2 protein-coding genes and 1 pseudogene are annotated in these 17,194 nt (G+C 63.5%); all 3 read left to right on the top strand.

Going from position 1 to position 17,194, the window contains the following annotated elements; all coding sequences use genetic code 11:
- Window positions 1-39: 39 nt before the first annotated feature.
- Window positions 40-12,951 (top strand): non-ribosomal peptide synthetase, encoded by a 12,912-nt coding sequence (locus tag CIB54_RS03115; protein WP_101218539.1) that lies wholly within the window; start codon window positions 40-42, stop codon window positions 12,949-12,951.
- A gap of 151 nt (window positions 12,952-13,102) precedes the next feature.
- Entirely contained in the window at window positions 13,103-16,177 is a 3,075-nt protein-coding gene (locus CIB54_RS03120) for a hypothetical protein (RefSeq protein WP_101218541.1), read from the top strand.
- Window positions 16,178-16,398: 221 nt separating this feature from the next.
- Window positions 16,399-17,194: pseudogene (locus tag CIB54_RS03125) on the top strand (hypothetical protein); the annotation flags it as partial.

Here is a 17,194-nt window from a genome sequence, read left to right on the forward strand (position 1 = left end):
TCCCGAATTTCCCGCAAGCCGATTTCAGGCAGGAACCCCATGATGGACGCCTTCGAACTTCCCCGCACTCTGGTCCAGTCCCTCCAACGCCGTGCCGCGCAGACGCCGGACCGGATAGCCCTGCGCTTTTTGGCCGAGTCCGCCGAGCACAGCGTGGTGCTCAGCTACCGTGACCTGGACCAACGCGCGCGCACCATCGCCGCCGCCTTGCAAGCCGATGTCGCGTTGGGCGAGCGCGCGGTGCTGTTGTTTCCCAGCGGCCCGGACTATGTCGCGGCGTTCTTCGGTTGCCTGTACGCCGGGGTGATCGCGGTGCCGGCTTACCCGCCGGAATCGAGCAAGCGGCATCACCAGGAGCGCTTGCTGTCGATCATCAGCGATGCCGAGCCGCGCCTGCTGCTGACCATCGCCAGCCTCGCCGATGGCCTGGCGCAGATCGAAAACGCACCCCCGCTGTTGAGCGTGGACACCCTCGACCCGCAGCTTGCCGACCGTTGGGTCGCCCCCGAGTTGCAGCCCGACGACATCGCCTTCCTGCAATACACCTCCGGCTCCACCGCGTTGCCCAAGGGCGTGCAAGTCAGCCACGGCAACCTGGTGGCCAATGAAGTGCTGATCCGTCGGGGTTTCGGTATCGACCTCAACCCGCACGATGTGATCGTCAGTTGGCTGCCGCTGTACCACGACATGGGCCTGATCGGCGGCCTGCTGCAACCGATTTTCAGCGGCGTGCCGTGCGTGCTGATGTCGCCGGCCTACTTCCTGGCGCGGCCGTTGCGCTGGCTCGAAGCGATCAGCGAATACGGCGGCACCATCAGCGGTGGTCCGGACTTCGCCTACCGCCTGTGCAGCGAACGGGTCAGTGAGTCTGCCCTGGAACGCCTGGACCTGAGCACCTGGCGTGTGGCCTATTCGGGCTCCGAGCCGATACGCCTGGATACCCTGGAACGGTTCGCCGAAAAGTTCGCCACGTGTGGCTTTACCGCGAATAATTTCTTCGCCTCCTATGGCCTGGCCGAAGCGACCTTGTTTGTTGCCGGTGGCCGCCGTGGCCACGGCATCCCGGCGCTGCACCTGGATGCGCAAGCGCTGGCCGCCAACCGCGCCGAGCCGGGGCAGGGCAGTGCGGTCATGAGTTGCGGCACCCATCAGCCGGACCACGCCGTGCTGATTGCCGATCCCCACACGCTCAGCGCGTTGGCCGACAATTGCGTGGGCGAACTCTGGGCCAGCGGCCCGAGCATTGCCCACGGTTACTGGCGCAACCCCGAAGCCAGCGCCAGGACCTTCGTCCAGCACGCCGGCCGGACCTGGCTGCGCACCGGCGATTTGGGGTTTATCCGTGACGGTGAGGTGTACATCACCGGGCGCTTGAAAGACCTGTTGATCGTGCGCGGACACAACCTGTACCCGCAGGACATCGAACAAACCATCGAGCGTGAGGTGGAGGTGGTGCGCAAGGGCCGGGTGGCCGCCTTTGCGGTGAATGACCACGGCGTGGAAGGCATTGGCATTGCCGCGGAAATCAGCCGCAGCGTGCAGAAAATCCTGCCGCCCGAAGCGCTGATCAAGGCGATTCGCCAGGCAGTGGCCGAGGCATACCAGGAGGCGCCGTGCGTGGTGGTGCTGCTCAATCCGGGCGCGTTGCCGAAAACCTCCAGCGGCAAGGTGCAACGGGCGGCGTGTGCGTTGCGCCATGCCGATGGCAGCCTCGACCGTTATGCGCAGTTCCCCGACGTGCAAGCGCAGGCCAGTGAAGCAGCGCTGGAATCGGCCTTGCAAGACCAGATCGCCGCGATCTGGTGCGAGCAACTGCAGGTGGCCACGATCGCCGCCGATGATCACTTTTTCCTGCTTGGCGGCAACTCCATCAGCGCGACCCAAGTGGTCGCGCGCCTGCGCGAAACCCTGGGCCTGGAGCTGAACCTGCGCCTGCTGTTTGAAGCGCCTACCCTGCAAGGCTTCGCCGCCAGCGTCGCGCGCCTGCAACAGGACGGCGGCGTTGCCCAGGGCGCGATTGCCCCTCTGTCGCGCCAGGACGACCTGCCGCAATCCCTGGCCCAGAACCGCCTGTGGATCACCTGGCAACTGGACCCCCACAGCAGCGCCTACACCATCCCCGGCGCCCTGCGCCTGCGCGGCGAGTTGGACGAAGACGCCGTGCGCGCAAGTTTCCAGCACCTGATCCAGCGCCACGAAGCCCTGCGCACACGCTTTTACGAGCGCGATGGTCAGGGCTTCCAGCGTGTCGAGGCCGCGACCGATTTCGCGTTGCACGTCATCGACCTCAGCGACTTGCCCCATACCGAGCGCGAAGCGCGTGCGCAGCAGATCCGCGAAGACCAAGCGCGTACCCGGTTCGACCTGGAGAACGGCCCGCTGCTGTGGGTCACCCTGGTGCGCCTGGACGATGAAGACCACCAACTGCTGGTGACGTTGCACCACATCATCGCCGACGGCTGGTCGCTGAATGTCCTGATTGACGAGTTCTCACGGCTGTACGCCGCTGCCGTCCAGGGCCAGCCCCTTGAGTTGCCGCCATTGACCCTGCAATACGCCGACTACGCCAGTTGGCAGCGCCAATGGCTGGCCGCCGGCGAAGGCCAACGGCAGTTGGCGTACTGGAAGGCGACGCTGGGGGACGAGCATCCGCCGCTCGACCTGGCCACCGACCACCCACGCTCGGCGCAGGTGCGCAACAGTGCCGCGCGGCATACCGTACGCCTGGGCACGCCCCTCAGTGACGCGATTGGCCAGACCGCGCGCGCCCATGAGTCCACCCCGTTCATGCTGCTGCTGGCCGCGTTCCAGGCCCTGTTGTATCGCTACAGCGGCCAGCGCGATATCCGCATCGGCGTGCCCAATGCCAATCGCCCGCGCCAGGAAACCCAAGGCCTGGTCGGTTTCTTCATCAACACCCTGGTGCTGCGTGCCGAGCTCGACGCACGCCTGCCGTTCAACCAACTGTTGGCCGCGACACGCCAGGCTGCACTGGACGCCCAGGCCCATCAGGACCTGCCGTTCGAGCAACTGTTGGAGGCCTTCCCCCAGGCACGTGAACAAGGCCTGTTCCAGGTGATTTTCAACCACCAGCAACGTGACCTGGGTGCCTTGCGCCGCCTGCCGGGCCTGCTCGCCGATGAATTGCCGTGGCACAGCCGCGAAGCCAAGTTCGACCTGCAACTGCACAGTGAAGAGGATCGCCATGGGCGCTTGAGCCTGTCGTTCGACTACGCCGATGAACTGTTCGACAGCACCACCGTCCAGCGCCTGGCCGAGCATTACATCCACCTGCTGCAAGCGGTCTGCGCGCAACCGCAGCACGCCGTAGGCGAGCTGAAACTGAGCGCAGAGGACGAGCAACACGCGTGGAGCCAGGCGCCGTGCGCACCGGCCCGGCAATGGCTGCCCGAGCTGCTCAACCTGCACACCTCGGACACCCCTGCGCTGGTCTGGCAGGGCGCCAGCCTGAGCTTTGCCCAGTTGCACACCCAGGCCAACCGCCTGGCGCATTACCTGCGCGACAAAGGTGTGGGACCGGACGTGTGCGTGGCCATCGCCGCCGAGCGTTCGCCGCAGTTGCTGATCGGTCTGCTGGCGATCATCAAGGCCGGTGGCGCCTATGTGCCGCTGGACCCGGATTATCCCGCCGAGCGCCTGGCCTTCATGCTCGAGGACAGCGGTGTGCACCTGCTGTTGACCCAGACCGCGCTGCTGGAACAGCTGCCCACGCCCGCAGGCGTGTGCGTGATTGCCATGGACAGCCTGCACCTGGACAGCTGGCCGAGCCAGCCGCCGGGCCTGCACCTGCACGGCGACAACCTCGCCTATGTGATCTACACCTCCGGCTCCACCGGCCAGCCCAAGGGCGTGGGCAATACCCACGCGGCGCTGGCCGAGCGCTTGCAGTGGATGCAGGCCACCTACCGGTTGGACGCCAGCGACGTGCTGATGCAAAAGGCGCCGATCAGTTTCGACGTGTCGGTGTGGGAGTGTTTCTGGCCGCTGATCACCGGTTGCCGTCTGGTACTGGCAGGCCCCGGCGAGCACCGTGACCCTCATCGCATTGCGCAACTGGTGCAGGAACATGGCGTGACCACGCTGCACTTCGTGCCGCCGCTGCTGCGGTTGTTTATCGACGAACCGTTGGTGGCCGAATGCACCAGCCTGCGCCGCCTGTTCTCCGGCGGCGAAGCCTTGCCCGCCGAGCTGCGCGACCGCGTATTGGCACGACTGCCGGCGGTGCAATTGCACAACCGTTATGGCCCGACCGAGACCGCGATCAACGTCACCCATTGGCATTGCGCTGTTGAAGATGGTGAGCGCTCGCCGATTGGCCGGCCACTGGGCAATGTGATCTGCCGGGTGCTGGACGAGCACCTCAACCCGCTGCCGGCCGGTGTACCGGGTGAATTGTGCATCGGCGGCCTTGGCCTGGCGCGCGGTTACCTCGGCCGGGCCGGGCTCACCGCCGAGCGCTTTGTCGCCGACCCGCTGGGCGAGGCCGGCGCGCGCCTGTATCGCACCGGCGACCGTGCGCGCTGGAGCCTTGAGGGGGTGCTTGAATACCTGGGGCGCCTCGATCAGCAGGTCAAGCTGCGCGGCCTGCGCGTGGAACCGCAGGAAATCGAAGCGCGCATGCTGGCGGTGGAGGGCATCGCCCAGGCCGTGGTGCTGGTGCGTGACGAGCAGTTGATCGGTTACTACAGCGGCCCCGTCGAACTGGATGCACAGGCGGTAAAAACCGCACTGGCCGCCCAGTTGCCCGAGTACATGGTGCCCGCCCACCTGATGTACCTGGACGCCATGCCCTTGAGCCCAAGCGGCAAGCTCGACCGCCGCGCATTGCCGCAACCGGTGTGGCAAGCCCGCGAACATGTCGAACCCCAGACGCCGTTGCAGCAGCAGATTGCAGCGATCTGGCGCGAAGTGCTCGGCCTGCCACGTATCGGCCTGCGCGACGACTTTTTCGCCCTGGGCGGCCACTCGTTGCTGGCCACGCAAATCATCTCCCGCACCCGCCAGGCCTGCGACGTCGAGCTGCCGTTGCGCACCTTGTTCGACGCCAGCGAGCTGGGCGATTTCGCCGCGCAAGTGGGCCTGATCCAGGCGTCGGGCCAGCGTAACCAACAGACGGCAATCGCCAAGGTTGACCGCAGCGTGCCCGTACCGCTGTCCTACTCCCAGCAACGCATGTGGTTCCTCTGGCAAATGGAACCCGACAGCCCGGCCTACAACGTCGGGGGCATGGCGCGCTTGCGCGGGGTGCTGGATGTGGGGCGTTTCGAGGCAGCCTTGCAGGCCCTGATCATGCGTCACGAGACCCTGCGCACCACCTTTCCGAGCGTCGATGGCGTGGCCTGTCAACACGTCTGGCCACAGACCAACCTGCGCATGGACTGGCAGGACTTCTCGGCACTCGATGACACCGAGCGCCAGCAGCGTCTGCAGCACCTGGCCGATCAGGAAGCGCACACCCCGTTCAACCTGGAACGCGGGCCGTTGCTGCGCGCTTGCCTGGTCAAGGCCGGCGAGCAGGAGCATTACCTGGTGCTGACCCTGCACCATATCGTCACCGAAGGCTGGGCCATGGACATCTTTGCCCGTGAACTCAGTGCGCTGTACGAAGCCTTTATCGATGAGCGCGACTCACCGCTGGCGCCGCTGCCGGTGCAGTACCTGGACTACAGCGTGTGGCAACGCCAATGGCTGGAATCGGGCGAGCGTCAGCGCCAGCTGGATTACTGGACCGCGCAACTGGGCAGCGAACATCCGTTGCTGGAACTGCCTGGCGACCGTCCGCGCCCAGCCGTGCAAAGCCACCGCGGCGAGCTGTACCGCTTTGACCTGAGCGATGAGCTGGCCGCCCGCGTACGCGCCTTCAACGCCGAACAGGGCCTGACCCTGTTCATGACCATGACCGCCACCCTGGCCGTGTTGCTCTACCGCTACAGCGGCCAGACCGACCTGCGCATCGGTGCGCCGGTGGCCAACCGTATCCGCCCGGAAAGCGAAGGGCTGATCGGTGCGTTCCTCAACACCCAGGTATTGCGTTGCCAGCTCAATGGGCAGATGAGTGTCGCGCAGTTGTTCGAGCAGGTGCGTCACACCGTGATCGAAGGCCAGTCCCATCAGGACCTGCCGTTCGACCATCTGGTGGAGGCGCTGCAACCACCGCGCAGCGCGGCGTACAACCCGCTGTTCCAGGTGATGTGCAACGTGCAGCGCTGGGAGTTCCAGCAGAGCCGCCAACTGGCCGGCATGACTGTCGAGTACCTGGCCAACGATGCCCGCGCCACCAAGTTCGACCTCAACCTGGAAGTCACCGACCTCGACCATCGCCTGGGCTGCTGCCTGACCTACAGCACCGATCTGTTCGACGAGCCGCGCATCGCACGCATGGCCGCGCATTGGCGCAACCTCTTGGAAGCGCTGATCGACAATCCGCACCAACGCCTCAGCGAACTGCCGTTGCTCAGCGCCGCCGAGCAGCGCGCCCTGCAGGACAGCCTCGGGGTTGAAGCCGCAGCGCATCGTCTGGACCAGTGCATTCACCCGCTGTTCAGCCAGCAGGCGCGCAAGCGTGCCGATGCGCCGGCGCTGACCTTTGCCGGTGTGACCCTCACTTACGCCGAACTCGAGGCCCGCGCCAATCGCCTGGCCTGGATGCTGCGCGAACGCGGCGTCGGCCCGCAGGTGCGCGTCGGCCTGGCGCTGCCGCGCTCGCTGGAAATGGTCATCGGCCTGTTGGCAATCCTCAAGGCCGGCGGCGCCTACGTGCCGCTGGACCCGGAATACCCGCTGGACCGCCTGCATTACATGATCGAAGACAGCGGCATCGGCCTGCTGCTCAGCGACGCGGCGATGTTCCAGGCCCTTGGCGAGCTGCCGCCAACGCTGGCGTGCTGGTGCCTGGAAGATGACTCACCGTTGCTGAAAAACTATCCGGCCGATGAGCTGCCTTTTATCAACCTGGCGCAGCACCAGGCGTACCTGATCTACACCTCCGGTTCCACCGGCCAGCCCAAAGGCGTGGTGGTGTCCCAGGGTGAAATCGCCATGCATTGCCAGGCCGTGATCGAGCGTTTCGGCATGCGCCCGGACGACTGCGAACTGCACTTTTATTCGATCAACTTCGATGCCGCCACCGAGCGCCTGCTGGTGCCGTTGCTCAGCGGTGCCCACGTGGTAGTGCGCGCCCAGGGCCAGTGGGACGCCGAAGAGATCTGCGCGCTGATCCGCAGCCATCGCGTGAATATTCTCGGGTTCACGCCCAGCTACGGCAGCCAGTTGGCACAGTGGCTGGCCACGCAACAGCAGACCTTGCCGGTGCGCATGTGCATCACCGGCGGTGAAGCACTGACCGGTGAACACCTGCAGCGTATTCGCGCGGCGTTCCAGCCTGAGGTGTTTTTCAACGCCTATGGTCCGACCGAAACCGTGGTGATGCCGCTGGCCAGCCTGGCGCCGGAGCACCTGGAGGAGGGCGCCGCCAGCGTGCCGATCGGCAGCATCGTCGGCGCGCGCGTGGCGTATATTCTCGACGCCGACCTGGCCCTGGTGCCGCAAGGCGCGAGCGGCGAGTTGTACATCGGCGGCGCGGGCCTGGCTCAGGGCTATCACCAGCGCCCGGGCATGACGGCGGAGCGCTTTGTCGCCGACCCGTTCACCCCCCGTGGCGGCCGCTTGTACCGCACCGGTGACCTGGTACGTCAAGGTGCCGATGGGCAGGTGGAGTACCTGGGGCGTATCGACCATCAGGTGAAGATTCGCGGTTTCCGCATCGAATTGGGCGAGATCGAAACGCGCCTGCTGGAGCATCCGGCCGTGCGTGAAGCGGTGGTGCTGGCGCTGGATTCGCCGAGCGGCAAACAGCTGGTGGCGTACCTGGTCAGCGACGCCGAGCACGGCGCCTTGCGTGATGCGGTGAAGGCCCATCTCAAGGCGCACTTGCCGGACTATATGGTGCCCGCCCACGTGATGGTGCTCGACAGCATGCCGCTGACCGCCAACGGCAAGCTCGACCGGCGCGCCTTGCCGCAGCCCGATCCGCAAGCGAATCGCCAACAGTACGTGGCGCCACGCAACGCCCTGGAGCATAGCCTGGCGGCCATCTGGTGCGCGGTGTTGAACCTGCAGCAAGTCGGCCTGGACGATAACTTCTTCGAACTGGGCGGCGATTCGATCCTGTCGATCCAGGTGGTCAGCCGTGCGCGGCAGGCGGGCATTCATTTCAGCCCGCGTGACCTGTTCCAGCACCAGACCGTGCAAAGCCTGGCCGCTGTCGCCACTTACACCGATCAGGCCGGCATCGAGCAAGTCAGCGCCGAGCAAGGAACGCTCACCGGCCGCTCGGGCCTCACGCCGATCCAGCATTGGTTCTTCGACACCGACATTCCGATGCGTCAGCACTGGAACCAGGCCCTGGTGCTCAAGCCGCTGCAACTGCTCGACCCGCATCGCCTGGAGCAGGCCTTACTGGCAGTGCTGGAACATCACGACGCGCTGCGCCTGAGCTTCACCCAGCGCGATGCCCAGTGGCACGCCGAACACCTGGCCGTGCCCCAAGGCGGCGTATTGATGCAGGCGCAGGTGCGCGACATGGACCACTGCACGGCGCTGTTCACCGACACCCAACGCAGCCTCGACCTGGCACACGGCCCGCTGTTGCGCGCCTTGCTGGTGGACGGCCCGCAAGGCCAGCAGCGCCTGCTGATCGCCATCCATCACTTGGTGGTGGACGGCGTGTCCTGGCGCGTATTGCTCGAAGACCTGCACACGGTTTATCGCCAACTGAGCGAAGGCCAGTCCGTCAGCCTGCCGGCCAAGACCAGCGCGTTGCGCGATTGGGCGGCGCGTTTGCAGGCCTATGCCCATAGCGAGTCTCTGCGTGAAGAGCTGGGCCTGTGGCAAGCGCAACTGGCTGGCCCGGCGCTGGCGTTGCCAGTGGATCGCCGACACGGCGCACTGCGCCAGCGTGACGCCGAGACCGTCAGCGTGCGCCTGGATGTCGAGCGCACCCGGCAGTTGCTGCAACAAGCGCCGAGCGCCTACCGCACCCAGGTCAACGACCTGCTGCTGACCGCCCTGGCTCGCGTGCTGTGCCGCTGGAGCGGTCACGACGCGGCGTTGATTCAACTGGAAGGCCACGGCCGCGAAAGCCTGTTCGATGATATCGACCTGACCCGCAGCGTCGGCTGGTTCACCAGCGCTTATCCGTTGCGCCTGACCCCGCAGGCGGAGTTGGGCGAGTCGATCAAGGCGATCAAGGAGCAACTGCGCGGCGTGCCGCACAAAGGCTTGGGCTACGGCGTGCTGCGCTACCTGGCGGACGAGCTGTGCCAACGCAGCCTGGCTGCGCTGCCGAGCGCCGACATTACCTTCAACTACCTCGGCCAGTTCGACCAGAGCTTCGGCGCCGACGCGCTGTTCCATCCGCTGGAGGAATCCGCCGGCCTTGCACACGACCCCGATGCACCGCTGCCCAACGCGCTGAGTGTCGACGGTCAGGTGTACGGCGGTGAACTGGTGCTGCGCTGGACCTTCAGCCGCGAGCGCTACGATCAGCAGACCATTGGCAAACTGGCCGAGGCGTATCTGGCCGAGCTGCAGGGCCTGATCGCCCATTGCCTCAAGGACGATGCCGGCGGCCTCACGCCGTCCGACTTCCCGCTGGCACGGTTGACCCAGGCGCAACTGGACAGCTTGCCGGTAGCGGCCGGCGCCATCGAAGATGTCTACCCGCTGACCCCGATGCAAGAGGGCCTGCTGCTGCACACCCTGCTGGAACCGGGCACCGGTCTGTATTACATGCAGGACCGCTACCGCATCGACAGCGCCCTTGATCCCGAGCGTTTCGCCCAGGCCTGGCAGGCGGTGATCGCCCGCCACGAAGCTTTGCGTGCCTCGTTCTGCTGGAACGTGGGTGAAGACATGCTGCAAGTGATCCACAAACCCGGCAGCACGCCGATTGACTACCTGGACTGGAGCGCCGACCCCGAGAGCGAGCACGAGCCGCGCCTGCAAGCGCTGCTCAAGGCCGAGCGCGAGGCCGGTTTCGATCTGCTCAACCAGGCGCCGTTCCACCTGCGCCTGATCCGGGTGGGCGAGGCGCGCTACTGGTTCATGATGAGCAACCACCACATCCTTATCGATGCCTGGTGCCGTTCGCTGTTGATGAACGACTTCTTCGAGCTCTACCAGGCGCTGGGCGAAGGGCGCGAGGCGCAACTGGCCACGCCGCCGCGCTATCGCGACTACATCGCCTGGCTGCAACGCCAGGACCTGGACGAAGCGCGCCAGTGGTGGCAGCGCAACCTGCAAGGTTTCGAGCGCACCACACCGATCCCCAGCGACCGACCGTTCCTGCGCGAACATGCCGGCCACAGCGGCGGTATGGTGGTGGGCGACTGCTACACCCGGCTGGATGCCCGTGACGGCGCGCAATTGCGCGAGCTGGCCCAGGCTCATCAGCTCACCGTCAACACCTTCGCCCAGGCGGCCTGGGCGCTGGTGCTGCGGCGCTTGAGCGGTGATCGCGACGTACTGTTCGGCGTCACCGTGGCCGGGCGTCCGGTGGACATGCCCGAGATGCAACGCACCGTGGGCCTGTTTATCAACAGCATCGCGCTGCGGGTGAAGCTGCCCGAGGACGGCCAGCCTTGCAGCGTGCGCCAGTGGTTGAGCGGTTTGCTCGACAGCAATATGCAACTGCGCGAGTACGAATACCTGCCGCTGGTGACTATCCAGGAACACAGCGAACTGCCCAAGGGCCAGCCGCTGTTCGACAGCCTGTTCGTGTTCGAAAACGCCCCGGTGGAAACCTCGGTGCTCAGCCATGCGCAAAGCCTGAATGCCACCTCCGATTCCGGGCGTACCCACACCAACTTCCCACTGACCGCCGTGTGCTACCCGGGCGATGACCTGGGCTTGCACCTGTCCTACGACCAGCGCTACTTCGATGAAACCACCGTGCAAGGCATGCTCGCCGAGTTCAAGCGCCTGTTGCTGGCGCTGGTGCAGGGCTTCCATGGCGACATGGCCGACCTGCCGCTGATCGGCGAGCAGGAGCGCGCGTTCCTGGTGGACGGCTGCAACCAGAGCGAACACGACTACCCGCTGGCGCGCAGCTATGTCGAGTTGTTCGAGGAACAGGTGGCGCGGCATCCGCAGCGTATCGCCGCCAGTTGCCTTGACCGGCAATGGAGCTATGAGGCGTTGAACCGACGCAGTAACGGCCTGGGGCATGCGCTGATTGCCGCCGGTGTCGGCCCGGACCAACCGGTGGCGCTGCTGGCCGAGCGTGACCTTGCGCTGCTCGGCATGATTATCGGCAGCTTCAAGGCCGGTGCCGGTTACCTGCCGCTGGACCCCGGCCTGCCCGGTCCGCGCCTGAGCCGCATCATCGAGCTGAGCCGCACGCCCTTGCTGGTGTGCACCGAAGCGTGCCGGGAACAGGCCATCGCACTGCTCGACGGCGTCGACTGCCAGTTGCTGGTGTGGGAGGAAATCCCCGCCCGTGGCGAGAACCCGGGCGTCTACAGCGCCCCGGACAACCTCGCCTACGTGATCTATACCTCCGGTTCCACCGGCCTGCCCAAGGGCGTGATGGTCGAACAGCGCGGCATGCTCAACAACCAGTTGAGCAAAGTGCCGTACCTGCAACTGAGCGACGCCGATGTGATCGCGCAGACCGCTTCACAAAGCTTCGATATTTCCGTGTGGCAGTTCCTTGCTGCGCCGCTGTTTGGCGCACGGGTGGATATTGTGCCGAACGCCCTTGCCCATGATCCGCAGGGGTTGTTGGAGCACGTTCAAACACAAGGCATCACTGTGCTGGAGAGTGTGCCGTCGCTGATCCAGGGCATGCTCGCCCAGGACCACATCCGCCTCGACGGCCTGCGCTGGATGTTGCCGACCGGTGAAGCGATGCCGCCGGAACTGGCGCACCAGTGGCTGCTGCGCTACCCGCAGATCGGCTTGGTCAACGCCTACGGCCCGGCGGAGTGCTCGGACGATGTGGCGTTCTACCGCGTTGACCTGGCTTCGACCCGTGGCACCTATCTGCCGATTGGCACGCCCACCGACAACAACCGTCTGTACCTGCTGGACGGCGCGCTGGAGTTGGTGCCCCAAGGGGCCGTCGGTGAACTGTGCGTAGCCGGCATCGGCGTCGGTCGGGGTTACGTCAGCGACCCGCTGCGCACCGCACCGGTGTTTGTGCCGGACCCGTTCGGCGCACCGGGTGAGCGCTTGTACCGCACGGGCGATCTGGCGCGGCGGCGCAGTGATGGCGTGTTGGAATATGTCGGGCGGGTTGACCACCAGGTGAAAATTCGCGGCTACCGCATCGAACTGGGCGAAATCGAAGCGCGCCTGCACGAACAACCCGAGGTGCGCGATGCGGCAGTCGGTGTCCAGGAGGGCGTCAACGGCAAGCACCTGGTGGGCTACCTGGTGCCGGTTGATGAAACCCTCAGCCCAAGCGAACGCCTGGACCGCATCAAGCAACGCCTGCGCGCCGAACTGCCGGAATACATGGTGCCGCTGCACTGGCTGTGGCTGGAGCGCCTGCCGCTCAACGCCAACGGCAAACTCGACCGCAAGGCCCTGCCGGCCCTGGAAATCGGCCAGCTGCACAACCAGGACTACCTGGCGCCGCGCAATGAACTGGAAACCACCCTGGCCGCGATCTGGGCCGAAGTGCTCAAGGTCGAACGGGTAGGGGTGCAGGACAGCTTCTTTGAACTGGGCGGGCATTCGTTGCTGGCGACACAGATCGCTTCGCGGGTGCAGAAAACCTTGCAGCGCGATGTGCCGTTAAGGGCGATGTTCGAGTGCAGCACGGTGGCGGAACTGGCCGAGTACATCGAAGGGTTGGCGGGGAGCGAGATCAGTGCCGAGAAGGTGGATCGGTTGAGTGATTTGATGGCGCAGTTGGAGGGATTGTGAGACGGCCGCTGGTCTGAAGTGTCGGGATTTTCCGGCGCAACTGTTAATTCTGACAGTAGGCAGTGTTCCTGTTCCACGTGTTAGATACCCGCAGTTTCCGGCCCATCGGGTCGGGCCCGACGGTGATCTAACGCTGGACAGGAGTCTTATCGTGGCGAGCAAAACACCTGCTGGAAAAACCGGTTCCGTTCAGGCAGCAAATTCGCTGCCAGCCGTTGAAACGGAACTGCCCTATGCGATTATCGAGCACGCTGCGAACAACAGCGTGCTGTATCCCATTGACGCCCGTGATGGCACGACGGCCACGCTGACGCTGCCGGCGAACGCCACTGATGTCATGTTCTACATGGCGGTCAAGGGGCAGGACGAGCCGAGCTTCGAACCGGTATCTGTCGAAAATGGCGTCAATGTCGTCGGCATTCCGCCACAGTGGATCAGCTACTGCATCGGGCACACGGTCTTGATCAAGTACACGGCCAATGCAGGGGGGCGGGCCCTGGAATCCTTGACGCTGGAGTTGGAAATCCAACAGATCAGGGAGGAGGACCTCTTCGTTTCAAGGCCGGTGTTCACGCATGCCAAGGAGGAGTGGAATACCTGGTACCTGCGCATGCAAGAGTTCTCGGGTGATGAAATTGTCGCGATCAACGCCTGGCCGATGATTCAACCCGGGCATCGTCTGTTTGTGGTTGTTGCGGGTAACCAGCACGTTGCGCCTTATCGCTTCACCTGGGTGGCCAAGAATCATGTGGTGCAGGAGCACGAAGCTCGTCCAGAGCATGTTTTCCGCTTCAAGCTTTCGCGAGGCTGGCTGTCCAGGCTGGACGATTACTCGGCGATCACCGCTCACCTGGGCGTGATTTGGGACACAACCGAACCGGTATACCCTGAGCCAGGCGATCCGATTCTGGAGAATCCGCTGCCTGTGAACGCCGAGGATTTCCACCTGCGCACCACTTCATTGCTGCGTGTCGACCCTGCGCTGGACCTGAAACCGCCGCACTTGCGCGAGTCTACGCAATACAACGATGAGTGGTGCCTCAACCCTGAAAACACCCAGGAGGGAGGGGAGATCATCATCCAGGGTCTGGACACTTACAAAGGTGACGAGGTGAGGTTTTATGTATCCGGGCCCGCTTACGCGAAGAAACTGTTGGGTGATTTCACGGTTGAACAGAACGGCGAGATGCCTTTCGTCAAATTGCCGGCCTGTGTGGTGGCGTGTTTCTTCAACAAACAGATGACGTTGAGCTATGACCTTGCCGCCGGCGGCCCGGCACAGTCGTCCCAAGCGAGAGTGATCAGTGTTTTAACGCCCGAATTCCAGCGCCCGCTGATTGAAGAGGCGAACCAGGATCGCATGCTGTGCCTCGATAACTTCCCGGGGGACGCGAAGGTGATAGCGCCTCTGGGAGGCTATGGTGAGTGCGCGAGCCATTGCTGGATGTGGATCGATGCTGAATATGCAGACGGCAGCGCTTACCGCTTTGATATTCTGGACGGTGAGATTGTCACGCACGCCTGGAAAAGCGACGGCGTCAGGGCTGATATTCCAAGGGCAGCATTGGAAAAGATCGGCGATTGCTCCACGTTCGAACTGCGCGTCAAGACGGGCTTTTGCGAGGCGAGCGAACTGAAGAACGCCCACGAATTTCCGCCCGCGAGGTTCACGATCTACCAGGAGCCGTTGGCGCCACGGGCACCCACAGTCAGGGAAGCACAAGGGGGTGTTCTGGTGCCGTGGAACGCTCGCGAAGGGGTGCATGTCGAGGCGGTTTACGAAGGCTGCCAACCCAGCCACCAACATACTGCCCAGTGGTGCCTGGACGGAGCAGACAGTTGTTGGCCACTGCCTTTACAGAAGGGGGCGTCCGGCCCGGTCACGTTCCTGGCGTCCCGCGAACAGATGATCAACAGCTTCCGCAAGACGGCACTGATTTCTTACACCGTGATCAATGCCTGCAAGCAGATGGTGTCCGAGACACTCGAGTTGCAGGTCGGTGAGCCACTCATGCAGCGGCGTCCTCGTCCAGTGGTGAAACAAGCCACTGGCGACGTCTTGGATCTGCGTACCTTCCCTGGGAAGGACGCGCAAGTCATTGTCAAAAGTACCGATGTCGATGTCGATTTGGCGTGGTGGTTTTTCGTCGAGGGGCATGTCGGGGTTATGACGCTTGAGGGGACTGCGCAAGACGGTTCCCCAATCACTGTACCGATCATGGCGAGGCCACTCGAAAGCGGTGATAGGGACGGGTTGTCGTGTCTGATTCCACATTCGGAGTTGGAGAAGTTGAAAGATGATACGTATATCACCATCAATTTTTCGCATTTCATTGGTCCGCTTGGAAGTGTCGAGATCAAGTTCCAGGCCTTGAGGTTGCTGTTTATAAACCCTGTCTCTCTGCCCGTGCCCTCTGTGCCGGAAGCGGAGAACGGCGAGTTGAACTTTCTTCGACTGTGCTGTGAGAAGGATGCCCATCTGGTTGTGGCCCCTTGGGACAAGATCGCTACGGACAACCGAATCTCGTTGATCTGCACCGGCACGGCAATTGGAGGCGGCCCCCATTCCGTGGTTTTGCTGCCGGAGCGCGACGTTGCCCCGCTGGAGGTTCTGGAGGGCTTGAATATTGCGATTACAAATGCGCAATTTTTTGCATTCGCCAACGACAGTGTCATTACGCTGCGCCTGAGCGTGAGGTTTGCGAACGATACGCTGCGATCTTTCGAGCCGGTGGCACTGGAGCTGATCAAAAGCAGACAGATCGTCGAAAGGTTTGATGGGCAGCCTGACAAGCTGCTCAAACCCGGGGAAAGTCTGCGCCTTTCGACGATGACCATCACCATGGTTCAGTTGGCTACAAATGCTCGCGGCGGTATATACACCTTCGCAAACGTAGGGGAGTTTATGTCAGGACCGGCTTTCGGGTTTTGCATCGACACGGCTGGCTTTATCACCCCGACGCAGATAACACGCTTTGCATTCGACGTGCCCTGCGCCTGTCTGCGGTTTGCATATGTTCATCTCGATGGTCAGGCAACCGTGCGTTTCTACGGTGAAAGCGGGGTGCCCATCGAAACGCGTATCGTGGACTCAGCCAAGGGGGGGCGGCACCAATGGGTTGAGTTCAAGGCGGGCAAAGGTGAGTTGCTCGCAAGCTTTGAGGTTGAAGTGGGCGAGCACGGATACCTCGATAACTTCACTATGTGTAGTCCCGTGAATGCCTAGAGCCAGGCAATGAAGGGCGGGGTCACACAGACCCCGCCTTTGAGCCTTGGCGGAGTTTGAGCGGTTGTGCGTACACCACTGGTCTGGAATATCGAGTTTTCCCAGCAGAACTGTTAATTCTGACAGTAGGCAGCGGTCCTGATCCACGTGTTAGATATCCGCAGTTTCCGGCCCATCGGGTCGGGCCGACGGTGATCTAACATCTGGACAGGAGTCTTATCGTGGCGAGCAAAACACCTGCTAAAAAAACCGGTTCCGTTCAGGCAGCAAATTCGCTGCCAGCCGTTGAAACGGAACTGCCCTATGCGATTATCGAGCACGCTGCGAACAACAGCGTGCTGTATCCCATTGACGCCCGTGATGGCACGACGGCCACGCTGACGCTGCCGGCCAACGCCACTGATGTCATGTTCTACATGGCGGTCAAGGGGCAGGACGAGCCGAGTTTCGAGCCGGTATCTGTCGAAAATGGCGTCAATGTCGTCGGCATTCCGCCACAGTGGATCAGCTACTGCATCGGGCACACGGTATTGATCAAGTACACGGCCAATGCAGGAGGGCGGGCCCTGGAATCCTTGACGCTGGAGTTGGAAATCCAACAGATCAGGGAGGAGGACCTCTTCGTTTCAAGGCCGGTGTTCACGCATGCCAAGGAGGAGTGGAATACCTGGTACCTGCGCATGCAAGAGTTCTCGGGTGATGAAATTGTCGCGATCAACGCCTGGCCGATGATTCAACCCGGGCAGCGTCTGTTTGTGGTTGTTGCGGGTAACCAGCACGTCGCGCCCTATCGCTTCACCTGGGTGGCCGAGAATCATGTGGTGCAGGAGCACGAAGCTCGTCCAGAGCATGTTTTCCGCTTCAAGCTTTCGCGAGGCTGGCTGTCCAGGCTGGACGATTACTCGGCGATCACCGCTCACCTGGGCGTGATTTGGGACACGACCGAACCGGTATACCCTGAGCCAGGCGATCCGATTCTGGAGAATCCGCTGCCTGTGAACGCCGAGGATTTCCACC

Origin of the sequence: Pseudomonas fluorescens, from assembly GCF_002837185.1 — a bacterium.
In the GTDB taxonomy this organism is placed as follows: Bacteria; Pseudomonadota; Gammaproteobacteria; order Pseudomonadales; family Pseudomonadaceae; genus Aquipseudomonas; species Aquipseudomonas fluorescens_AM.

Bases quoted from the DNA above. Each gene is read 5' to 3' on its own strand.
- CIB54_RS03115 (WP_101218539.1), top strand. From the start codon at position 40: ATGATGGACGCCTTCGAACTTCCCCGCACTCTGGTCCAGTCCCTCCAA.